Genomic DNA, 22472 nt, shown 5'->3' on the forward strand with positions numbered 1-22472 from the left:
GCCTTTTATGATCCGTTCGGTCTCGCTCAGGAAGCATCAACAGCCAGCACAGCTGACCCAAGGCCGGAGTGACAGCACGCTCATCTAGAAAGCGACGCTGTGTACCCATTGCAGCTGCGTTCTTGGTAATGCCAAAGCATCCGCCAGCGGCACGTTATATTGCAAACGCAGCTTGCTGCCAGGCAAGGGCAGATGCCAGGCCACCAGCATATTCAGGTAACTTGGGCTACGGTCTTCGTGATTCAGAATCGAGTCTTCAAGGTCATCACTGGATAATTCGCTCAGCGCAACATCACTGCCTATCATCTGCCAACGCAGGCCCGCTTCCAATGTGCGTTGTTGCCATGACAAATCCAGATAGGCCCCCCAACTGCGTAAATCCAGCGCCGCACTGGCATCCGTGGTTTGTCCGTCAGCACTACTGAGATCACCTTCTTCCTGTCGCTGCTGATACTCGCCCTGCAACTGCCACACACCCAGGGTGTTTTTCCATTCACTGCTCCAGCCAAGAGCAATATGGCTCACTTGACCATCAAAGTATTCGGTCGCCGCTGAGCCATGGGTATGGCTTTCCGAACTGGTGGCAAATAGCTGCATGCCTCGCTGACCAACCTCAGCACCATAAACATCCAGCTTGAACAGGTGTTGCCATTGGCCGTAACGCGTACCGACTTGAGCGGTGATCATGGCAGCACCACCATCATCGGTGGTAGCCATCTGGCTGGTACCCAACACACTGGCGGTAGTTCGCCACTGCCAATGCTCCGACCACTGCCCCTGATAAGCCAACCGGGCTTCGCCTTCTGACCACTCACCACCCCACAATGCCTGATACACCAGAGGTAACTCGGCGAACCGGCGCGAATGGCCATGTAATCGATTCAACCAACCGATATCCACCAGCTGCTGCCCTGCCCGCATCTCCCAGTTACCAGCTTGATGACCAAGCCAGGCTTCATGCACCTCGGTACTGCTGCTGTGATATGACAACACTGCTCGCCCATACAGATGCTGATCCGGCAATTGGAAAGACCGACCAATATCCACATGCTGCAAGCTGACCCCAGCACTGAGATAATGTGTGTCATAGGGCAAAAAACCGGCAATGACTGGAGAAGACATATTCTGATAGCCCATCATCACATCCAGCTGCCATGGCGTAGCATTATCCCCGCTCTCGCTGGCAGCAGCATGTCCGTGCTGATGACCGCTGTCGGCGACTGCCGGGAGAACCACCAGGCCGGTAACTGCCATAACGCAGCAGATATTATTCAAACGGGTTGGAAAAACGCTCATCGCTAATAAATTCCTGGTCAGTCAGGCTGTGAAGAAAATTGATCAGATCTGTTTTGTCATCGTCCGACAGGTCAAATCCGCTGACAAAACTGCTTTTATACGGGTTATCACGTCCATCTCCGCTGTACTCACCAGAGGTGATATTACGTCCACCATCAGCATAAAATTCCAGAACTTCTTCCAGTGTTTCCATGGAACCGTCGTGCATATAAGGCGCTGTCAGCTCGATATTGCGTAGCGTCGGTGGCCGGAAAGCACCCATATCATTCCAGTCCCCGGTAACCTGATATTTGCCGGTATTGTCCTCAGGGTAACTGCCCTGATTATCGATATTGTACAAACCGGTATTAAAAAATGGTCGTTCCGGGAAGCGGGTATTGGTGGTAATGGTTGAACTGGAGAAATTGAAACCATTATGGCAGTGGAAACATTCCAGCTCTTCCGAGAAGAACAGGGTCTCTCCCCGACGAGCCGAATCGGACAGCTCATTATTGTCGTAAGGTGAGCGGTCAGACACCATCGTCCGGGTAAAAGAAGCCAATGCGTAGGTTATATTGGTCAGGGTAAAGGGGTCGCTTTCCGATGGAAAGGCATCGGCAAACAGGGTCTGGTAGTCTTCATCATTACGGAAGCGATCCAGCACTTCCGTCAGATTGGCGTCGTTAATCCCCAACTCTTCCGGTGTATCACCCGTCAGAGGAATAGCCAGTTGCAGCTCGATACTGGTAAAAATCGAGTTCCACCAGGTGTAGGTGCCGTTGTACGCCACGTTCGTCAAGGTCTGGGAATTACGCACCAGATCATCACCGGTCGATCCGGTCGGCACGACCTTGCCATCCGTAAAGGCCAGTTCCTGAAAGTGACAGCTTTCACAACTCTGGGTCTGGTTGCCCGACAGTCGGGTATCGTAAAACAAATAACGTCCAAGGGTGATCTTGGCATCCGTCAGTGGGTTGTCATCCGGAATCGCGGGCAGCACAAAGCCACCCTCACTGCTGAGTTGCAGCAGGGTGACCCCTTCGGCTTCCTGCTCCAGCTGCAGATCAAAATCGGATGACTGGCAACCCACCAGAAGTAGCCCACAGGCTCCCAGCACCCCGGCATACCAATGACTCAGTGCCATTTATTCAACCGTAACCCAGGTTTGTGAATCACAGTCATCATCCAGGCATTGGCCCGTGGTGACATCCAGCCCCAGATTGGTGAAGATCTCGGCACACTCAGGGTCGGTAGCGCTCGACATACAGCCCGTTGCACCACCTTCATCGGTTGTGATATCCGAATCAGCAACCAGCGCAGCATAATCAAAGTTGATGGTGCTGCTTGCCAGCGTCACATTCGAAAAGGTGTAGGTCGGGCGGTTGGGACGTGAGTCGGTACAATCCAGATTGTCGTTATTTTCATCCAGTGTGCAACCGGTGGTACCCAGGTGAATATTCCAGTCAACCACATCCAGGCGGGCATGTTTGTAGCCGCCAGCCCAACTCCAGTGCAGGCCGCTGATATTCAGTGGTGAAACCGCTGTGTCACTATCCAGGTGGTTCAAGTCTTCTGGTACACCCACGGTAAAGCGCACCCGGCTATAGTCGGCTTCAGGAGCTGTCCCTGTGATCACACTGTTCATGGCAGTGGTGGATGAAGTACAGGTATCACTACCATCTTCAAAGTCCAGCAGAGCTACGTTTTCATACTGCCAGTCACTGCTATCCAGCGTCAGGCTGACAAACTCACCATCGTCAGTCGCGACTTGAACATCCGAGACATACAAACGGAAATCCTTGATTGAAGGCAGGCTGCCGTTGCCATCGTCTGCGGTACCAACCAGAGTTGTATGCTCCCCACACGCCATCTCTTCAGCACCGACTGACGCCGAAAACTGCAAGCTGTAGCTGACGGTCTCGGCACTGGCGTCCGAGTCGCTATCATTGCTACTGTCGCTACCGCAACTGGCCAGTAGTACGCTGGTAGCCATAACGCTTAGAGTGGTTAGTAGTCTGGTGCCAGGAGTTGTGGAGATAATGCGCATAAATGTGTCCTTACCGGATAAGATTTATAATTTGGTGCTGGTATGCTCCAGCTGGCAAGCGATAATGCCGGGAGCATCCAAGCAAATCCATACCGTGCGACACTGTGTCACAGCAAGGGAACTTGTGAGCCAAAATGGAATACAGCGCTTTTCACTCGCATAACGCCATGGGTTATATTCACAATCTCCGGCGATATTGAAACATCATGACTTGATGATACCCATATCTCCTTCTACCCTTATTTACAGAGTCGTCAGCGGGCTGATCAATATCGTGCACCTCTGCTTTGATATAAACTGTTTTGGTGGCTTTTGCTCGTATTCCCGATTCAATATTTTTTATTTATAAATCGATCAATATATCCGACACCTGGCATCGTACAAGATACAAGCAGCAAGAATTCTGTCGAGATAAAATCAAGCCGTATGTATCTTCGATCGGCAATGGCAAATTGATGCTGTTATCCAGCCTCCGGGCTCACACTGGATTATCAATATCGATAAATGTGACCTTGATACCCAACTCGGCTTCCAGCTGCTGTCCCAGCGCCAGCACACCATAACGCTCGGTGGCATGATGACCGGCACTGTAGAAATGGGTACCGGTTTCCCGTGCCAGATGCACCGCCGGTTCGTTGATTTCACCGGTAATATAAGCGTCAACACCGGCATCGATGGCCAGCTGCAAATACCCCTCGGCACCACCGGTACACCAGGCAACGGTTTCGATGATGTCTTCATCTTCGCCAATATGTAACGGTGTCCGATCCAGACATTCGCCAATCCACTGGGAAAATTCACTGGCAGTCATCGGCTTGGGTAGATGGCCGATCAGACCCGGCGTGGCGGTATCCAGCGGATCAATGGGGCCAGTAATGGTCAGTTCCAGTATATCGGCCAGCTGAGTGTTATTACCCAGTTCCGGGTGAATATCCAGCGGCAAGTGATAAGCCAGCAGGTTGATATCATGGGCCAGCAAGGCTTTCAGTCGTTCGCGTTTGATACCGGTTATGCAGGCATTTTCGCCTTTCCAGAAGTAACCATGATGCACCAGCAAGGTATCTGCACCGAGAGCAATGGCCTCATCGATCAACGCCTGATTGGCCGTTACGCCGGTAACGATATGCCGGATACGATCCCGGCCTTCGACTTGCAGACCGTTTGGGCAATAATCCCTAATGTGGCGGTTTTGCAACAATTGGTTCAGATACGTCAGCAGTTGCTGGCGTTCAATTGCGCCATCGAACATGATGCACCTCACTTATTTCTGTTAAATTTGTTAGCCAGTAATAATAGCGCTGATTGTTTGAACCTGCGGCTTGCTCGCAACCCCGTGGAGACTTGCTTACATGCCTCGATATTCTTTTGTCCACACCATGCTGGTGCCATCACTGGTCGGCCTGTGTGTTGCCCTGATGATTCTGCTTTGGGCCCCACAATGGGTAACCAGTACAGCGCGTGAGTCAGGACAACCAGCCGCCGCCATTCAACACAGTGCCCAATCATCCACCGGCATGGTCACCAGTTATGCCGATGCCGTGGAGCGAGCAGCCCCCGCTGTCGTCAACATTTACACCAGCAAGGTAGTCAAACGCAAACAGCACCCTTTGTTTGATGATCCGCTGTTCCAGCGTTTTTTTAATACGACGCCGGAACCTGACGAACGCTTGCAGTCCAGCCTGGGTTCTGGCGTGATCATGACTACCGAGGGTCATATTCTCACCAATAATCATGTTATCAAGGACGCCGACCAGATTGTGGTCGCCCTGCACGATGGCCGCGAAGCCAGTGCCACCCTGATCGGCTCTGATCCAGAAGCCGATCTGGCGATTCTGAAAATCGACATGCCAGATTTACCGATTATCCCGGTCGCTCATGATGAACACCTGCGGGTCGGCGATGTGGTGCTCGCCATTGGTAATCCGTTTGGTGTCGGCCAGACCGTGACACTGGGCATTGTCTCGGCAACCGGTCGTAACCAGCTGGGGCTGAATACCTACGAAAACTATATCCAAACCGATGCCGCCATCAACCCGGGTAACTCCGGTGGTGCACTGATCAATGCCAAAGGTGAGCTGGTCGGTATCAATACCGCGATTTATTCCCAAAGCGGTGGCAGCGAAGGTATTGGTTTTGCGATCCCTGTTGCCGTTGCCCAGCGAGCACTGACGGATATCTCGCAGCACGGTATCGCGATTCGGGGCTGGCTCGGTATCGAAGTCCAGGAAGCAACACCGAAGCTACTGGATGCCCTGGCATTACCGGAGGCGTTGGAAGGCTTGATAGTGACGGGGATCTATCAGGATGGTCCGGCGGATCTTTCCGGGCTGACGGTCGGCGATATCATCGTCAAGATCAACCAGATGGATACCAAGGACGCCCGCAAGGCGATGAACCAGATTGCCATTCTGCACCCCGGGGACAAAATCCTGCTGGACTTTATTCGTGATGGCAAACTGGCTCAAACCGAAGCGATTGCCGGTCAGCGTGGTACCCAGAACAGCGACGCCATACCGGCTGCTGACTGAGTACCGACCACTGCAACGGCATCAATCCTTGATGCGGTATTCCGCTGAGCGGGCATGGGCAGTAAGAAACTCCCCACGCGCCAGGGTAGAAGCCACTTGACCCAATTCTGAAGCGCCGTCAGCTGAGCACATGATCAGCGAAGAGCGCTTCTGGAAGTCGTACACACCCAGTGGGGATGAAAAGCGCGCCGTGCCCGAAGTCGGCAAGACGTGGTTTGGCCCTGCGCAATAATCCCCCAGCGCTTCTGCGGTGTAACGACCCATAAAGATAGCCCCCGCATGCCGAACTGACGGCAGCCAGGCTTCCGGGTCAGCCACCGACAATTCCAGATGCTCTGGTGCAATGCGGTTGATAATGGCCACGGCATCGTCTTCGGAGCTGGCATGAATCAGTGCGCCACGGTTGGTCAGAGAGGTACGGATAATATCGGCCCGCTCCATGGTCGGCAGCAACGTGTTGATGCTGGCAGTCACCTGATCAAGGAAATCGCTATCGGTAGATACCAGAATCGACTGGGCATCTTCGTCGTGCTCTGCCTGCGAGAACAGATCCATGGCAATCCAGTCCGGATTGGTTCCACCATCACAGACCACCAGGATTTCTGACGGCCCGGCAATCATGTCGATACCGACCTGACCAAACACCATACGTTTGGCGGTGGCGACATAAATATTGCCCGGCCCAACAATCTTGTCCACGCCAGGGACGGTCTCGGTGCCATAGGCCAACGCAGCGACAGCCTGGGCGCCACCAATGGTAAAGACACGGGATACACCCGCCGCCGCCGCCGCCGCCAGCACCAGCTGGTTCAGTTCACCGTCGGGAGTTGGTACCACCATGATGATTTCCTGCACTTCCGCCACGTGGGCCGGAATCGCATTCATCAACACCGAGGACGGATAGGCTGCCTTGCCGCCGGGAACGTAGATACCAACACGATCCATCGGAGTGATTTTCTGACCCAGTACCGTGCCGTCGGTTTCGCTGTAACGCCAGGAATCCTGCTTCTGGTGTTCGTGGTAAGCCCGGACACGTTCCGCGGCGGCCAACAAGGCGCTGCGCTGGTCGTCGGGCAGGCCGTCCAGAGCGGTTTGCAACTGCTCCTGGCTCAATTCCAGATCGGCCATGGCGGTAACGTCCATGCGATCAAACTTGTTGGTGTATTCAATGACGGCGGCATCACCACGACGACGCACATCGTTAACGATGTCGGTAACAGCCTGCTGGACGCCGGTATCGGATACCGATTCCCACGACAACAGCGCATCCATCTGGCTGGCAAAATCGTCCTGCGCAGAGCTGAATCGACGAATAGATAAGGTCATGCGGTTCTCCCCGGTTATTTGGCTTGCTGCTGTTGACGCTCAACCGCTGCGCCAATCAAATCGATAATGGGTTGAATCTGGGCATGTTTTACTTTCATCGCCGCACGGCTGGCAACCAGTCGTGAACTGACCGGTGCAATCAGATCACGTGCTTCCAGACCATTGGCCTTGAGGGTGTTACCCGTATCAACAATATCCACAATCAGATCGGCCAGCCCCATAATCGGAGCCAGCTCCATACCACCATACAGCTTGATAATATCGACCTGGCGCCCTTGCTCAGCAAAATAACGCTTGGTGACATTAACAAATTTGGTCGCTACCTTGAGTCGCCCTTCGGGTAGCTCGGTTCCCTTGATGGCGGCGGTCATCAAGCGACAAGTCGCAATATTCAAATCCAGCGGCTCACACAGATTGTCGCTGTTGTATTCCATCAGCACATCCTTGCCGGAGACACCCAGATCCGCGGCACCGTATTCCACATAAGTCGGCACGTCCGTCGCACGAATAACCACCAGCTTGATATGCGGATGATTGGTATCAAAGATCAGCTTGCGGCTTTTTTGAATATCTTCCGCCGGATGAATACCTGCCTCGGCCAGCAATGGCAGAGTGTCATCCAGAATGCGTCCCTTGGAGAGTGCAATGGTAAGCGGTTGGGTCATGATGTCCTCAATCTAGTGTGATGTGCCTGTCAGCCGGAAATTCGACGGATATGGGCACCCAGCTGCTGAAATTTTTCTTCGATGCATTCGTAACCACGGTCGATGTGGTAGATGCTGTTGACGTCGGTGGTGCCGTGAGCGACCAGTGCCGCCAGTACCAGCGAGGCCGACGCCCGCAAGTCGGTGGCCATCACCGGAGCACCACTCAGGGTTTCACGACCGGTAATCGTTGCGGTATTGCCTTCGACATGAATGTCCGCCCCCATGCGCACCAGCTCCTGGGCATGCATAAAGCGGTTTTCAAAGACAGTTTCAACAACAGTGCCGACCCCTTCGGCCACGGCATTCAAAACCACAAACTGGGCTTGCATATCGGTGGGGAAAGCCGGGTGTGGTGCGGTACGGATATTCACCGCCTTGGGGCGACGGCCAGTCATATCCAGTTGGATCCAGTCCTCACCCGTAGTGATCTCGGCACCGGCTTCCTGCAGTTTCAGCAGCACCGCATCCAGTAATAACGGATCGGTATGGTGGGTTCTGACACAACCACCGGTAACCGCTGCCGCGACCAGATAGGTGCCGGTTTCGATACGGTCTGGCAATACATCGAAGCTGCAGCCATGCAAGGTTTCTACACCATCGACGATCAATGTCTCACTGCCTGCACCCTGAATCCTGGCCCCCATGGCAATCAGGCAGTTGGCCAGATCCACCACTTCCGGTTCCCGGGCCGCGTTTGTAATGACGGAGCGCCCGTCCGCCAATACTGCCGCCATCAGGATGTTTTCTGTGCCGGTAACGGTCGGCATATCCAGAAAAATATTCGCTCCGTGCAAGCGGCCACCGGGCACGTGGGCCTTGATGTAACCATCCATCACGTCCACGTGGGCGCCCATTGCTTCCATACCGCGCAAATGCAGGTCGACCGGGCGGCTGCCAATCGCACAGCCTCCGGGTAATGACACCTCGGCTTCCCCATAACGGGCCAACAATGGCCCAAGTACCAGAATCGATGCTCGCATGGTACGCACCAGGTCGTAGGGAGCGACGCAGCTTTTGATATTGCGACAGTTGGTTTCTACCGACATGTCTTCGTTGATTGCGACCTCGACGCCCATGCAGCCCAATAGCTCCAGCATGGTCGTGATGTCGTGCAGATGAGGCAGGTTGCCAACCCGCATGACGCCTTCGGCTAACAGGGTAGCCGCCAGAATCGGCAGTGCGGAGTTCTTGGCTCCGGAAATCCGGACATCGCCAGACAGCCGATTACCGCCAACAATTTGCAATTTTTCCATGTATTTTCCAAAAATCAGCGCGCAGCATACTCAGCGCTGGTGAAAGTACGGATGGTCACTGCGTGCAGTGAGCCAGCGGCGATCAGAGGGTTCAACACCTGGTAAACCACTTGTTGGCGTTTGACTGCGTTAAGGCCTTCAAAATGATCACCGACTCCTTCAACCAGATATTGATAGCCATCGCCATCAACATGCCATTGAATATCGGGCAATTGGGTATTCAACAAGGTCAGAATCTCGGATATTGCAGACGGCGCCATAACACTCCACCAATCAGGGAATTGGAAAGCGGGGAATGATAGCGGATTTAGAGGGCCAGAATAAGTGGAAGGGGGAACCTCCAGCGATATTCGGCCATAGTTCGTGTGCCGTGTTCACTATTTCTGGCGGACTTTGTAACCCAGCCCACCGCTCCAGACACGTTCACCAGGATGCCGTCGTTATGCTTCGGCCACCAGAATCTCAGCAAACAGCCCTTCGAGATCACTGATTCGCAGAATCGGCAATAAACGTTCCGGTACCGCACGGACAGTCATGCTGACATCCGCCTGCTGTGCCGTTCTCATCCAATCGAGCAATAACGCCACCGCGGCACTGGAAACCCGATCGACATCGGCCATATCCAGACACCACTCACCACCGCTACGGCGGATCATGTCACGCCCTGGCTCCATCAGCTCGACCACGGTGGAGGCTAGCAAGTCTCCACCAATACAGGCCAGGCTGGCTGATACTGCGTCAAGTCGGGTCATGATTGCGTACCATTTATCACGGCGCGTTTACGCAGCTCGCGGCCCTGTTCTTGTAAATCATCAATCCACTGTTCAATCGCGGCACCGATATTGCCGTTTTTATCGTCAACCAACTGGGTGAACTGCTCATTGAATAACTGGCCGATATTAATGCCATTCACAATCACGTTTTGCGCTTTCCAGGAGTAGGCGGAAAGGTCGTAATACATGCTTTGGGTAATCGGGAATATCCGACCACTGGGAGTGATTACTTCAAGATCGACCAGGGTGTTGGAAGAAGTATGTTCAAAATCCTTGCGCGGAGGCAACATACGCACTTCATAATCGGTAAATTCAATCAGCCCCGTCGCATAAGAACTCAGCAAACTGCGCTTGAAGGCACGGGCAAAACGCTGACGCTGCGCCTTGCTGGCATCGAAGTAATGCCGCCCCATAATCTTGCGAGTCAAACGACGAAAATCCACCATTGGACCCAGTACGTCTTCCAATTCCCAGTAGAACCTGGCGTTGTCACTTTCGTACAAGTCGCGATTGGTGTTGATATTTTCCATAACCCGGGTTGTTACTCTGCGTACCACTTCATGCGCGTGTTCACCCAGTGCTTCCGATTCCAGAGCCTGTACTCCAGACACAGGGGACAGCAAAACCATAGCCATTAATAGCCACCGAATCATGATATTTCCCTCTCTTCATGTAGTGCCAGTTTATTGTTATGTCATGACCTGAAAATGACAGCGACCATCAGATCAAAGCATTTGTCAGCCTTCTTCCGCCTTGCTGAACAGGAAACGTCCGATCAGCTCTTCAAGCACCAGAGCTGACTGGGTATCTTCTATCCAATCGTTTTCTTGCAGATAATCGTCTTCAGCCCCAACAGTCAGGCCAATATACTTCTCGCCCAGCAAACCCGCGGTCAGAATGGCTGCGGAGGTGTCGCTGGTCAGGGTACTCATATCCTTGGTGATTTCCATTTCAACCACTGCAGAGTACCATTCCTTATCCAGATAAACCCGGGTAACCCGGCCAATGGTCACACCGGCCATGGATACCTTGGCTCGCTCATTCAGCCCGCCCAGATTTTCAAAACGGGCCTTGATGGTATAGGTATCTCCGGCATCGCTCATCGACAAGCCACTGACGCGGAGAGCCATCAGTACCAGCGCCAGAATACCAATCACCACAAAAGCCCCAACGGTGAGTTCTATAGAACGCTTTTGCATAATTAAACGCCTCCAAACATGACTGCTGTCAGTACAAAATCCAGTCCCAATACCGCCAGCGAGGAAATCACCACCGTCTGGGTTGTTGCCTTACCAATACCTTCAGACGTCGGCATTGATGCGTAGCCTTGATAGACTGCAATCCAGGTCACCACCCAGCCAAACGCAATTGACTTGATCACTCCCTTGATCACATCGTTATAAAATTCAACCGATGCCTGCATATTGCCCCAATAGGCACCTTCATCAATGCCCAGCATATCGATTGCGACAAACGCCCCGCCCCAGATGCCGACGGTGCTGAAAATCACCGCCAACAATGGCATAGAGATAATACCGGCCCACAAGCGCGGTGTGATCACGCGTTTCAGCGGGTCAACCCCCATCATTTCCATCGCCGACAGCTGCTCGGTGGCTTTCATCAAGCCGATTTCCGCCGTCAGGGCAGAACCTGCTCGCCCGGCAAACAACAGAGCGGTCACTACCGGTCCCAGCTCGCGTAACAGGGTCAGCGATACCATCGTCCCCAGTGCGGCTTCGGAGCCGAAATCAACCAGAATGGTGTAACCCTGTAGCCCCAGCACCATGCCGACAAAAAAACCGGCCACGGCGATAATGCTCAGCGAGCGTACACCAACATCAAAAAGCTGACGTATAAGATCGGAAAAATTAGCACTGCCCGGCCCACCCCAGGACAGGGAGTGCCATAACAGCAGCGAAGCGGAACCGAGGGCTTCAATTGAAGACAAGCCTTTGCGGCCCAGCAACTGCAATCGCTCAAGCATGCTCAGTTACCTCCTGCCAAAATATCCTCACGATAATCATTTGCCGGATAATGAAACGGCACAGGCCCATCCGGGTCGCCGCTGAGAAACTGCCGAACTTCATCGGAGCCTTCATGTAACAGCTCATTTGGTGAACCGAAGCCAATTACTTTGCCTCCGGATACCAGGCAGAGGTAATCGGCAATGCCACAGCATTCCTCTACATCGTGAGAGACCAGCAAGCTGGTCAAGCCAAGGGCTTTGTTCAGTCCCCTGATCAATTTGACAATCATACCCATCGAAATAGGATCGAGCCCGGTAAAAGGCTCATCGTACATGATCAGTTCCGGATCCATGGCGATGGAACGGGCCAATGCCACACGACGCGCCATACCACCGGACAATTCAGCAGGATTCAAATTACGGGCACCGCGTAAACCAACGGCTTCCAATTTCATCAGTACCAGATCCCGAATCATGGATTCCGGCAAATCAGTGTGAACACGCAAAGGAAATGCGACGTTGTCGAAAACGTTCAGGTCGGTAAACAGGGCACCTGTCTGGAACAACATCCCCATCTTCTGTTTGCGTAATTCGAACAATTGCGGGCGCTTGAGCGTGGTGATTTCCTCCCCCGCCAGCACGATCGAGCCCTGGTCTGGGGTCAATTGTCCACCGATCAAACGTAACAGGGTTGTTTTCCCGGTACCGCTCGGGCCCATAATAGCCGTCACCTTGCCACGGGGGAAATCAACAGACAGGCCGTCATAGATCAGCCGGTCGCCGCGTGTAAAGACCAGATCACGCACCGAAATGTAGGGTTGCTCAACCACCATGAAAGCGTCCTTTCCCGGGCCGGAAATACGGGATTTAAAGTGAGCGCTAGCATAGCGGATTGATCCTTCAGAACCAACGCCGCTTTTGTGATGTCTTTCACCTGCAACAAAACGCATTGTTCCAATTGCGCCTCTGCGCCCCTCCGGTACAATGCGGCCTCTTCTATCATCAAGTACGTCTGAGCAGAGTCTGTCTGCAGGAGCATCATGATCACAGCACTGGTTGCCGTCTTAATCGGCTTGGTTGTCCTGGTATGGAGTGCCGACAAATTTGTCCTTGGAGCTGCAGCAACAGCTCGCCGCCTTGGCATGTCACCGCTAATGGTGGGGCTGACGATTGTTTCCATTGGCACATCCGCTCCTGAATTGTTTGTCTCTGCCGTCGCAACTCTGGATGGTGTTGGCAACCTGGCTGTGGGTAATGCCCTCGGCTCCAACATCACCAACATTGGCCTGGTACTGGGGATTACGGCGCTGGTCAGCCCGATTCCGCTGAAAAAGAAATTACTGCGCAAAGAGCTGCCACTGTTGTTGCTGGTCAGCATTCTGGCGGGCTTGACACTGGCCGACCTGGAATTGAGTTATGTTGATTCCCTCCTTCTGCTGGCCGGTCTGGTCGCCACCATGTACATCCTGTTCCAGGAGTCCGATGAGAGTGGTGAACCCATTGTCGACGAAGATGAAGCCGCAGAAATTGAATCGCTGCCCACCAAAATGGCTGTTTTCTGGCTCGTCTCCGGACTGGTCTGCCTGATGGCCAGCTCCAAGGCTCTGGTCTGGGGCGCAACCATCATTGCCCATAACTTTGGGGTCAGTGACCTGGTGATTGGTCTGACCATCGTCGCCATTGGCACCAGCCTGCCAGAACTGGCGGCCTCTGTTGCCAGCGCATTGAAAGGACATCACGACATTGCCATCGGTAACGTGATTGGCTCCAACATTTTCAACCTGCTCGCGGTAATGCCAGTGCCTGGCCTGATCGCTACCGTAGCGGTCGAGCCGATGGCTCTGCATCGCGATCTGCCTGTTATGCTGTCATTGACGCTGGCATTGCTGGTGCTGTTTGTACTCAATCGCCGCAGTGGCGTGATGGGACGATTCAGTGGCAGCCTGCTAGGACTGAGTTACCTTGGCTACCTGGCCACTCTGTTTGTAATGACAAGTAATGGATAACAATGAACACTGAATTTGATTTCCTGTCGTCGGCGCTACGTACCATAGAACTGGAACAACGTGCGATTCACAACCTGTCCGCCATGCTGGACAACAATTTCAAAACTGCTTGTCAGCTGATGCTGTCCTGCAAAGGCCGGGTTGTTGTGTCAGGAATGGGCAAATCCGGCCATATTGGTCGCAAAATTGCGGCTACACTGGCCAGTACAGGAACCCCGGCATTTTTTGTCCACCCTGGAGAAGCCAGCCATGGGGATATGGGGATGATCACATCCGTCGATGTGGTGATTGCCCTGAGTAACTCCGGCGAAACCGCCGAAGTAACCAGCTTGTTGCCTCTGTTGAAACGTCTGGCAGTGCCCCTGATCAGTATCACCGGTAACCCGCAATCCACCCTGGGCCTTGCCTCGGCTGCTCACCTGAACGCCAGTGTGGATTCTGAAGCCTGCCCGCTGGGCCTGGCGCCTACCTCATCAACCACCAGTGCTCTGGTATTGGGAGACGCCCTGGCAATTGCGTTACTGGAAGCCCGTGGGTTCACGGCAGAAGACTTCGCCTTTTCCCACCCTGGTGGCAGTCTGGGTCGACGCTTGTTATTAAAAGTCGAAGACATCATGCATAGCGGCCGGGAAATTCCGGTCGTCAGACCCGAATCCAGCCTGTCACGCTCCCTGTTGGAAATGACCACCAAGGGTCTCGGTATGACCACCGTACAAACGGCAGCGGGTGAATTGGTGGGTATTTTCACCGATGGCGACCTGCGCCGTACCATTGATCATGGTGTCGATATCCACTCCGCCCTGATTTCAGACCTGATGACCCGCCAGGCCAAAACCATCATCCCGGGTATGCTGGCTGCCGAAGCGTTAAAAATCATGGAAGACGGCAAGATCAATGCCCTGGTCGTTACCGACGGTCAGAATATTTGTGGTGTTGTCACCATGCACGACTTGCTGCGTGCTGGAGTTATCTGATGCGCAAGCGCTATGTGCTGCTGGTCTTGGCAGTGGCCGTTGGCCTCGCCTTGCTGGCGGTAGAGCGCTATACCACTGAGCTGGTCACGGCAGCAACGCCGGTGACCAGTCTTGAACCGGATTATTACGGCAAACAATTACAACACCGTCGTTACGATGCGGATGGCCAGCTACAACAGATGTTATCGGCCGATGGCTCTCGCCATATTCCGTCATTATCGGAAACCCGGCTGGAAAACCCGGTGATTACGACACAAACAGACCCGCAGCAACACTGGCAAGTCAGCGCTCAATCAGGCCGCATTATGGATACCGACAGCCAGGTTGAACTCAGCCAGCAGGTGGAAATACGCTCTCTGGCCACGGCAGCAGAAAACGCTGATACATTCAGCATCACCACCAGCCTGTTGCTTTACCAGCCCGCATCAGCCACCGCTTCAACCTCTGAACCTGTCATCATTCGTCATGGCAATAACATCACCCATGCAACAGGTATGACGCTGGATATCAAGCGCCAACATCTCGACCTTCAAGCACACGTGAGTACCCGGTATGTACAATAAACTGACCGCCCTGCTGTTTTTTGGCAGTGTCTTGGCGACCACGGTCGAGGCTTTGCCTGAAGACTGGCAACAAGAAATGATCATCGAATCCGACCGCGCCGAACTCGATCGCAAGACCGGTATGGTCGTCTACGAAGGCGATGTCGTACTGAAGCAAGGCACACTGACCATCGAGTCCGATCGTCTGACACTGATACTGGATGGCAAGGCGCTCAAACAAGCGATTGCCGAAGGTCAACCGGCTCGCTACCAGCAACAGGTCAGCAGCAACAAACCGATCACCAGAGCGACGGCCAAACGTATTGATTTTTACGCCGACCGCAAGGAAATTGCCTTCAAGGGAGACGCCGCCTTGCGTCAGGAAAACAACCTCTTCAGTGGCGAATTGATCCGCTATGACATTGAACAGGAAACCGTCTCAGCCAGTGGCTCAGAAACATCCGGCAGTGGCACTGGCGGCGCTGACGACAACCAGCGTATTCAAGTGATTATCCAACCCCAGCCCAACACGGACGTACAACCATGAAAACGCTCAAGGCTGAACATCTGGCCAAAAGCTATAACGGCCGCGAAGTCGTCAAGGACGTTTCCCTGGCGGTCAGCAGCGGACAGATTGTCGGCTTGCTGGGCCCTAACGGCGCAGGTAAAACCACTTGTTTCTATATGATTGTCAACTTGGTACAAGCCGACAAGGGGCGTGTCAGTATCGATGACGACGATATCAGCCATCTGCCCATGCACGGCCGCGCCCAGAAAGGCATTGGCTACTTGCCACAAGAAGCGTCGATCTTCCGCAAACTCAGCGTCGAAGACAATATCATGGCCATCATGGAAACCCGGTCAGACCTGAACAAACCCCAACGTCAGCAACAGCTGGAACAGCTACTGGATGAATTTCACATTCAGCACATTCGTACCAGCCTCGGCATGGCCCTGTCTGGTGGCGAACGACGACGGGTCGAAATAGCCCGCGCCCTGGCCGCCGAACCCTCCTTTATTTTGCTGGATGAACCCTTTGCCGGTGTTGATCCGATCTCGGTCGCTGACATTATGGATATCATTCGTCAACTCAAGGCACGTGGCATCGGCGTACTGATTACTGACCACAACGTCCGCGAAACTCTCGCAATTTGTGAAAAAGCCTATATCGTAGGCGGTGGACACATAATTGCCGAAGGCAGCGCTGATGATGTACTCGCCAACGAACAGGTTCGGGCTATCTACCTTGGTCATGACTTCCATCTTTGAATCTTATCGGCTTGCAGGGCTATGATGCCCAGCGCTGTTTCATTCGCCACCATGAAAAGCATTCCCTGTCTCACAGGCTGGCGTATAATGCACAGACCATGCCGACAACCGATGAATAATAACGCTGTATGAAAGCATCGCTTCAGTTAAAAATGGGTCAGCAGCTGACCATGACCCCTCAGCTGCAACAGGCAATTCGACTGCTGCAATTGTCTACCCTCGATCTGCAACAGGAAATCCAGGAAGCCCTGGACTCCAACCCCATGCTGGAATTCGAAGAGTCCGAGCACGACGACTTTCCGGATGCACAGCAAACCAATGCAGATCAGGAAAGGGAAGTCACCGCAACAGCGGCCACGACCGATGCCGACACCCAGGAACTGGGTGAGCAATGGTCTGATGACAAGATGCCAGATGATCTGCCAGTCGATAGCAACTGGGATGATACGTTCCAGACCACGGCCGGGGTTTCCTCAGGCTCTGGCCCGGTTGGCGATGACGACTTTGATTATGACTCCCGTCATGCCACCACAGACGACCTGCAAGATCATCTTGAATGGCAGCTGAACCTGACTCCCATGAGTGACACCGATCGCGAGATCGCCACCATGCTGATCGACGGGGTTGATGACGATGGCTATCTGCACACCACCATCGACGACATACTCGGTTCAATTGACCCGGAACTGGGTGTTGAAGAAGATGAAATCCAGGCCGTCCTCAAACGCTTGCAACAGTTTGACCCCGCCGGTGTTTTTGCCCGCGACCTGCGTGAATGCCTGATTCTGCAGCTCAACCAGCTACCTGCCGAAACACCCTGGCTGGCAGAAGCCAAATTGGTGATCGGCGACTACATCGCCCTGCTGGGCAGTAAAGATTACCCCACCCTGATGCGCAAAACCCGGCTCAAGGAAGAAGACCTCAAAGCCGTCCTGCGTCTGGTTAAAGAACTCAACCCCAAGCCGGGCGCTGATATCAGCTCCGAGCAGTCGGAATACGTGGTACCGGACGTGATTGTTCGTAATATCCGTGATGAATGGCGTGTTGAGCTTAACCCGGATATCGCCCCCAAGCTGCGCGTCAACTCCGACTACGCCTCACTGGTGCGACGTTCCGACAGCAGTGCCGACAACGCCTTCCTCAAAGACCATTTGCAAGAAGCGCGCTGGTTTATCAAAAGCCTGCAAAGCCGCAACGAAACCCTGCTGAAAGTCGCCACCAAAATTGTCGAGTACCAAATCGACTTCTTTGAACAGGGCGAAGAAGCCATGAAACCTCTGGTATTGCATGATATTGCCGATGCCGTTGGTATGCATGAATCAACCATTTCACGGGTCACTACGCAAAAATTCATGCACACACCTCGTGGTATTTTCGAGCTGAAGTATTTCTTCTCCAGCCACGTCAGTACTGACGCCGGTGGCGAATGTTCATCCACCGCCATTCGCGCCATGATCAAAAAACTGATCAGCGAAGAAAATCCGCGTAAACCCCTGAGTGATAACAAAATTGCCATTGTGCTGGGCGACAAGGGCATTCAGGTTGCACGCCGCACGGTGGCCAAATACCGTGAAGCCATGATGATTCCGCCTTCCAATGAGCGGAAACAATTGATCTGATCGATAGCGTCGATCTCTGTTCGATACAAGCGAGCGATAAGGAGCCGTTTATGAGCATCAATATCAGTGGACACCATGTTGAAGTGACCGAAGCCATGGAAGCATACGTCAAGGAAAAACTGGTTCGTCTTGAGCGTCATGTCGACCCGATTACTTCTGGCCAGATCACACTGACCCTGGAAAAAGGCCGACAACAGGCAGAAGCCACCCTGCATGCCAGTGGTGCTGACTTTCACGCCACCTCAACTCACGACGATATGTATGCCGCCATTGATTTGCTGGCCGACAAACTGGACCGTCAACTCCTGAAACACAAAGAAAAACTGATTGCCCGACAGCACGGGCAAGGTTGACCTATGAGCATTGCGATTGCCGATATTCTACTGCCAGAATGCACCCGTACCGACGTCGCCATTACCAGCAAAAAAAAATTGCTGGAGTTTCTTGCCGGACTGATTGCCGAAAAAGTTGACGGCAGCAGTTCGGACGAAGTGTTTGAACGCCTGCTTGGACGTGAACGTCTGGGCAGTACTGGCATAGGTGAAGGCATCGCAATCCCCCATTGTCGTTTACGGCAATGCGAACAAGCCGTCGGCGTGTTACTTCACTTGCAAGAGGCCATCGATTTTGATGCCATTGACCATCAACCGGTTGACCTCGTATTTGCTTTATTAGTCCCTGAAGAAGCAACGGACGATCATCTGCAAATTCTCGCCACACTGGCGCAAAATTTCAGTCAGAATGATTACCGTCAGCAATTGCGTAGTGCCAGCAGCGATCAGGAACTGTACCAACGAGCGTTGGCCAACCACTAACCAGACCAATACGGAGACCGCATCATGCGCCTGGTTGTGATCAGTGGCCGCTCTGGCTCAGGCAAGTCCAGCGCTTTGGCCGTGCTCGAAGATCTCGGTTTTTATTGCATCGACAACCTGCCGGTTGATCTGTTGCCCGCACTGGCGGATTTACCCTACAGCGCCGAAAAACGCGCCAATGTCGCTGTCAGTGTCGATGTGCGTAATTTGCCCGACGCCATGGAACAGCTGACCCAGGTACTGACCTGCTTACCCGGACAGTATCGCCAGGTCGATATTGTATTTCTGGATGCCACCGAAGAAGTCCTGCTACAACGCTTCAGCTCCACCCGTCGCAAACACCCCCTCACCAATGACAATATTTCATTGGCAGAAGCCATCGAGCGCGAAACCGAATTGCTCGAACCTGTTGCCAACCTGGCTGACTTGACGCTGGATACCACCCGCATGTCAGTCCATGAGCTGCGCAGCCTGATCAAAATGCGAGTAGCCGAGAAAGTCACCCCGGATATGGCCATTCTGTTCCAGTCCTTTGGCTTCAAGCAGGGGATTCCTCTGGATGCCGATTTTGTATTTGATGTCCGCAACCTGCCCAACCCCTACTGGCAACATGAATTACGTCCTCTGACCGGACAGGATCAGGCGATTATCGATTTTTTATCCAGCCAGCCGGAAGTCACCGAACTGTTTGATGACATCCGTACTTACCTGTTGCGCTGGTTACCCCGTTTTGCCGAAAATAACCGCAGCTACCTGACCATTGCCATTGGCTGCACTGGCGGTCAACATCGCTCAGTGTATTTATCAGAACGCCTGACCGCAGCCTTCAAACAAGAATTTGGCAATGTACAGGTACGTCACCGCGAGCTCAGGTCTGCTGCCCATCACAGCCACTGATGCTTATTACCCACAATCCAATCGTTTCGGGAGCCTGGATGGTTAACACGCAAATCACCATCATCAACAAGCTGGGTTTACACGCACGGGCAGCCGCCAAACTGGTATCAACCGCGGCCAGCTACGGCGCAACCATCAAGGTGGGTTATCCAAACCGCATGGTCGATGCCAAAAGTATCATGGCCGTGATGATGCTCGCCGCCAGCAAGGGTACCGATCTTTATATCGAAGCAGAGGGCCAGGATGCCCAGGCAGCACTGGACGCACTCTGCGACCTGATCAATCGTCGCTTTGATGAGGGTGAATAAAAACACCTGACAGCCGTTCGATAGCTGACCTGTTCTTGCCTCCAACAACGGCGGTCAACGACCGCCATATTCCCCAGAACACTTCCTCCAACAATCAAAGTTTCCTATAAAATCAAATCACTAGCGATATCAATGCGAGTAGTTTCAGTATTCCCCGGATAGCCACACTCGGTGATTCAGGCTAGAATCAATCATTCACTCCGTACCGGGGCTTCCATGGCAGAACTCAGCGAAAAGGCCAGATCCAAACTCAACAGCCTGAACGAAGCGCTCGAGTCCGGTGCCATGGCACGTGTACGCCGGATCATCAACTCCGGCCTGGCCCCTGTTGATGTCGCCCACCTGATCGAATCCTCCCCGCCCAAAGCCCGGAAAGTCATCTGGGAGCTGGTCGACAAAGGCATCGAAGGTGAGGTACTGCAATACCTGTCGATCGATATCCAGAGTCAGTTCCTCAGCGACATGAGCGCAGAGCAGGTGGTCGATGCCACCGCTGACCTCGATTCCGATGACATTGCCGATATGCTCCAGCAACTTCCTGAGCAAGTGACCCAGGAAATTCTGAGCTCGATGGACCACCAGGATCGCGCCCGGGTTGAAGCCATTCTGGGCTACCCGGAAGACAGCGCCGGTGGTCTGATGAACACCGACACCATCACGATTCGTCCGGATATTACTCTGGATGTTGTGCTGCGCTATCTGCGTCGTCACCAGTCACTGCCAGACATGACCGACAACCTTCTGGTGGTGAACCGGCAAAACGAATTTATCGGTGCCTTGCCTATCCGCAAACTGTTGGTGAGTGACCCCCAACAAACCGTGCGCGAAGTAATGTCTACCGGCAGGATCATGGTGATCCAGGCAACCCAGCATGAAACGGAAGTCGCCAAGCTGTTTGAACGCCATGATCTGGTATCGGCCCCGGTGGTGGATGCCAATGGCATGCTGCTTGGCCGTATCACCATTGATGACGTGGTGGATGTGATCCGGGAAACCGCCGACCACTCATTAATGAGCATGGCCGGTCTCGATGATGATGAAGACACCTTCGCCCCGGTGCTCAAAACCGCCCGCCGGCGCGCGGTCTGGCTGGGCATCAATCTGATTACCGCCTTTATTGCTTCTGCGGTTATCGGTCTGTTTGACAAGGCCATTGAAGCCGTTGTTGCTTTGGCGGTACTGATGCCGATTGTCGCCAGCATGGGCGGTATTGCCGGCAGCCAGGTACTGACACTGGTGATTCGCGGCCAGGCACTCGGGCATCTCAGTGGTGCCAACTTCCGCTGGCTTTTTCATCGTGAATTATTGGTCGCAGCCCTCAACGGCGGGTTGTGGGCCATCATTATTGCGATTATGGCCTGGGTATGGTTCAACGACATCAAGCTGTCACTGATCATGTCCGCCGCGATTATTATCAATCTGATGGCTGCTGCTGTGGTGGGTGCCGCATTGCCGCAAATTCTCAAGGCCCGTGGTATTGATCCCGCCTTGGCCGGTGGTGTTATCCTGACGACGGTCACCGATGTGGTTGGCTTTATGTCATTCCTCGGACTGGCTACCCTGATTTATATCTAGATGTGCCGGGTATCCTTATGGATCATCCCTTGCATACCACTTTAGCGACTACGGTCGGAACCATAATGAGCAACCTTGTATGAGCGACTTTGACTCCCAGCCAGATGAAGAATACGAGCTGGTCAGCAAATCTGAAATGAAACGGGAAGCCGAGCGCTGGCAAGCACTCGGAGAACGACTGACCGAACTGAACCCATCACTATGGAACGATATGCCCATCAGTGATGTGCTGCATGCCGCTCTGGAAGAAAGCCGCCGCATCAAACAACATGGTGCCAAACGCCGTCACTTGCAGTACATCGGCCGCGTGATGCGAGATGAAGACATCGCCGGCATCCAGGAAAAAATCGACCTGATGGATCCATCCAGCGATGCCTACGGCCGACGCCAGCGCCAGTATGAAATGTGGCGTACCCGGCTACTGCAAGACAACAGCGGCCTGAATGACTTTATCGATCAGTACCCGCAGATTGATCGCCAGCAACTGCGTAACCTGGTGCGTAATGCCCAAAAGGAGATGGCTGGAGACAATGCCCAGCCCGGCAAGGCCTATAAAAGCCTGTTCCAATTTATCAAAACCGAAACGGAATAG

The 22472-nt window shown here is 53.6% G+C and carries 26 protein-coding genes; 13 read left to right on the top strand and 13 right to left on the bottom strand.

The features are described from left to right. Nucleotides 1–84: 84 nt before the first annotated feature. The 4 genes from Q4551_RS06675 to Q4551_RS06690 all read right to left on the bottom strand — a co-directional run bounded on the left by Q4551_RS06675 (nt 85) and on the right by Q4551_RS06690 (nt 4571). Nucleotides 85–1296 (bottom strand): hypothetical protein, encoded by a 1212-nt coding sequence (locus tag Q4551_RS06675; protein WP_303432665.1) that lies wholly within the window; start codon nt 1294–1296, stop codon nt 85–87. Continuing rightward, nucleotides 1268–2419 carry a methanobactin export MATE transporter MbnM gene (locus tag Q4551_RS06680; RefSeq protein ID WP_303432667.1) on the bottom strand — a complete coding sequence of 384 codons (1152 nt, stop codon included), beginning with the start codon at nt 2417–2419 and terminating at the stop codon, nt 1268–1270. Before Q4551_RS06680 ends, Q4551_RS06675 begins: the two co-directional genes overlap by 29 nt. Beyond that, the gene (locus tag Q4551_RS06685; RefSeq protein WP_303432669.1) at nt 2420–3322 is read right to left on the bottom strand and encodes an MbnP family copper-binding protein; all 903 of its coding nucleotides are present in this window, start codon (nt 3320–3322) and stop codon (nt 2420–2422) included. It lies immediately after the preceding gene. Between the two features lie 478 nt (nt 3323–3800). Then, complete coding sequence (locus Q4551_RS06690) at nt 3801–4571, bottom strand: Nif3-like dinuclear metal center hexameric protein (protein WP_303432671.1); 771 nt, start codon at nt 4569–4571, stop codon at nt 3801–3803. A gap of 100 nt (nt 4572–4671) precedes the next feature. Between Q4551_RS06690 and Q4551_RS06695 the strand changes: the two genes are divergently transcribed. After that, nucleotides 4672–5850, top strand: a complete 1179-nt coding sequence (locus Q4551_RS06695; RefSeq protein ID WP_303432673.1) for a trypsin-like peptidase domain-containing protein — start codon at nt 4672–4674, stop codon at nt 5848–5850. Nucleotides 5851–5871: 21 nt separating this feature from the next. Here the strand turns inward: Q4551_RS06695 and hisD are convergent, their stop codons facing one another. The 9 genes from hisD to Q4551_RS06740 form a co-directional block, all read right to left on the bottom strand. Beyond that, a complete protein-coding gene (gene hisD / locus Q4551_RS06700; protein ID WP_303432674.1) occupies nt 5872–7176 on the bottom strand; it encodes a histidinol dehydrogenase in 1305 nt (434 codons plus the stop codon). Between the two features lie 14 nt (nt 7177–7190). Beyond that, nucleotides 7191–7841 (bottom strand): ATP phosphoribosyltransferase, encoded by a 651-nt coding sequence (hisG, locus tag Q4551_RS06705; RefSeq protein WP_303432675.1) that lies wholly within the window; start codon nt 7839–7841, stop codon nt 7191–7193. 29 nt (nt 7842–7870) lie between these two features. Continuing rightward, nucleotides 7871–9136 carry a UDP-N-acetylglucosamine 1-carboxyvinyltransferase gene (gene murA / locus Q4551_RS06710; RefSeq protein WP_303432677.1) on the bottom strand — a complete coding sequence of 422 codons (1266 nt, stop codon included), beginning with the start codon at nt 9134–9136 and terminating at the stop codon, nt 7871–7873. A gap of 14 nt (nt 9137–9150) precedes the next feature. Continuing rightward, nucleotides 9151–9396: a BolA family protein gene (locus tag Q4551_RS06715; protein ID WP_303432678.1), complete on the bottom strand. Its 246-nt coding sequence runs from the start codon at nt 9394–9396 to the stop codon at nt 9151–9153. A gap of 180 nt (nt 9397–9576) precedes the next feature. Then, entirely contained in the window at nt 9577–9888 is a 312-nt protein-coding gene (locus tag Q4551_RS06720) for a lipid asymmetry maintenance protein MlaB (protein ID WP_303432679.1), read from the bottom strand. Further along, nucleotides 9885–10544 carry a phospholipid-binding protein MlaC gene (locus Q4551_RS06725; protein ID WP_303432680.1) on the bottom strand — a complete coding sequence of 220 codons (660 nt, stop codon included), beginning with the start codon at nt 10542–10544 and terminating at the stop codon, nt 9885–9887. The genes Q4551_RS06720 and Q4551_RS06725 overlap by 4 nt, the downstream gene beginning before the upstream one ends. Nucleotides 10545–10646: 102 nt before the next feature. Then, complete coding sequence (gene mlaD, locus Q4551_RS06730) at nt 10647–11108, bottom strand: outer membrane lipid asymmetry maintenance protein MlaD (RefSeq protein WP_303432681.1); 462 nt, start codon at nt 11106–11108, stop codon at nt 10647–10649. Between the two features lie 2 nt (nt 11109–11110). After that, a complete protein-coding gene (gene mlaE, locus Q4551_RS06735) occupies nt 11111–11893 on the bottom strand; it encodes a lipid asymmetry maintenance ABC transporter permease subunit MlaE (protein ID WP_303432682.1) in 783 nt (260 codons plus the stop codon). A 2-nt stretch (nt 11894–11895) separates the two neighbouring features. After that, on the bottom strand, nt 11896–12708 hold the full coding sequence (locus Q4551_RS06740; RefSeq protein WP_303432683.1) for an ATP-binding cassette domain-containing protein: 813 nt from the start codon (nt 12706–12708) through the stop codon (nt 11896–11898). Nucleotides 12709–12915: 207 nt separating this feature from the next. Between Q4551_RS06740 and Q4551_RS06745 the strand changes: the two genes are divergently transcribed. The 12 genes from Q4551_RS06745 (at nt 12916) to yjgA (ending at nt 22472) form a co-directional block, all read left to right on the top strand. After that, nucleotides 12916–13881: a calcium/sodium antiporter gene (locus tag Q4551_RS06745; protein ID WP_303432684.1), complete on the top strand. Its 966-nt coding sequence runs from the start codon at nt 12916–12918 to the stop codon at nt 13879–13881. Nucleotides 13882–13883: 2 nt separating this feature from the next. Beyond that, complete coding sequence (locus Q4551_RS06750) at nt 13884–14855, top strand: KpsF/GutQ family sugar-phosphate isomerase (RefSeq protein ID WP_303432685.1); 972 nt, start codon at nt 13884–13886, stop codon at nt 14853–14855. Further along, nucleotides 14855–15418, top strand: coding sequence for an LPS export ABC transporter periplasmic protein LptC (gene lptC / locus Q4551_RS06755; protein ID WP_303432687.1), 564 nt, complete (start codon nt 14855–14857; stop codon nt 15416–15418). The genes Q4551_RS06750 and lptC overlap by 1 nt, the downstream gene beginning before the upstream one ends. Then, nucleotides 15408–15944 (top strand): lipopolysaccharide transport periplasmic protein LptA, encoded by a 537-nt coding sequence (gene lptA / locus Q4551_RS06760; protein WP_303432689.1) that lies wholly within the window; start codon nt 15408–15410, stop codon nt 15942–15944. The genes lptC and lptA overlap by 11 nt, the downstream gene beginning before the upstream one ends. Continuing rightward, entirely contained in the window at nt 15941–16666 is a 726-nt protein-coding gene (gene lptB / locus Q4551_RS06765) for an LPS export ABC transporter ATP-binding protein (RefSeq protein ID WP_303432690.1), read from the top strand. Before lptA ends, lptB begins: the two co-directional genes overlap by 4 nt. A gap of 128 nt (nt 16667–16794) precedes the next feature. Then, nucleotides 16795–18285, top strand: coding sequence for an RNA polymerase factor sigma-54 (locus Q4551_RS06770; RefSeq protein WP_303432692.1), 1491 nt, complete (start codon nt 16795–16797; stop codon nt 18283–18285). 50 nt (nt 18286–18335) lie between these two features. Continuing rightward, nucleotides 18336–18638 (top strand): ribosome-associated translation inhibitor RaiA, encoded by a 303-nt coding sequence (gene raiA, locus Q4551_RS06775; RefSeq protein ID WP_303432694.1) that lies wholly within the window; start codon nt 18336–18338, stop codon nt 18636–18638. 3 nt (nt 18639–18641) lie between these two features. Beyond that, nucleotides 18642–19100, top strand: coding sequence for a PTS IIA-like nitrogen regulatory protein PtsN (gene ptsN / locus Q4551_RS06780; protein ID WP_303432695.1), 459 nt, complete (start codon nt 18642–18644; stop codon nt 19098–19100). A 24-nt stretch (nt 19101–19124) separates the two neighbouring features. After that, nucleotides 19125–19997: an RNase adapter RapZ gene (rapZ, locus tag Q4551_RS06785; RefSeq protein ID WP_303432696.1), complete on the top strand. Its 873-nt coding sequence runs from the start codon at nt 19125–19127 to the stop codon at nt 19995–19997. Nucleotides 19998–20035: 38 nt separating this feature from the next. Beyond that, nucleotides 20036–20305 carry an HPr family phosphocarrier protein gene (locus Q4551_RS06790; protein ID WP_303432697.1) on the top strand — a complete coding sequence of 90 codons (270 nt, stop codon included), beginning with the start codon at nt 20036–20038 and terminating at the stop codon, nt 20303–20305. 216 nt (nt 20306–20521) lie between these two features. Further along, nucleotides 20522–21880, top strand: coding sequence for a magnesium transporter (mgtE, locus tag Q4551_RS06795; RefSeq protein WP_303432698.1), 1359 nt, complete (start codon nt 20522–20524; stop codon nt 21878–21880). A 79-nt stretch (nt 21881–21959) separates the two neighbouring features. Then, complete coding sequence (gene yjgA, locus Q4551_RS06800) at nt 21960–22472, top strand: ribosome biogenesis factor YjgA (protein ID WP_303432699.1); 513 nt, start codon at nt 21960–21962, stop codon at nt 22470–22472.

Origin of the sequence: Oceanobacter sp. 5_MG-2023 (genome assembly GCF_030548165.1) — a bacterium.
Classification (GTDB): Bacteria; Pseudomonadota; Gammaproteobacteria; order Pseudomonadales; family Oceanobacteraceae; genus Oceanobacter.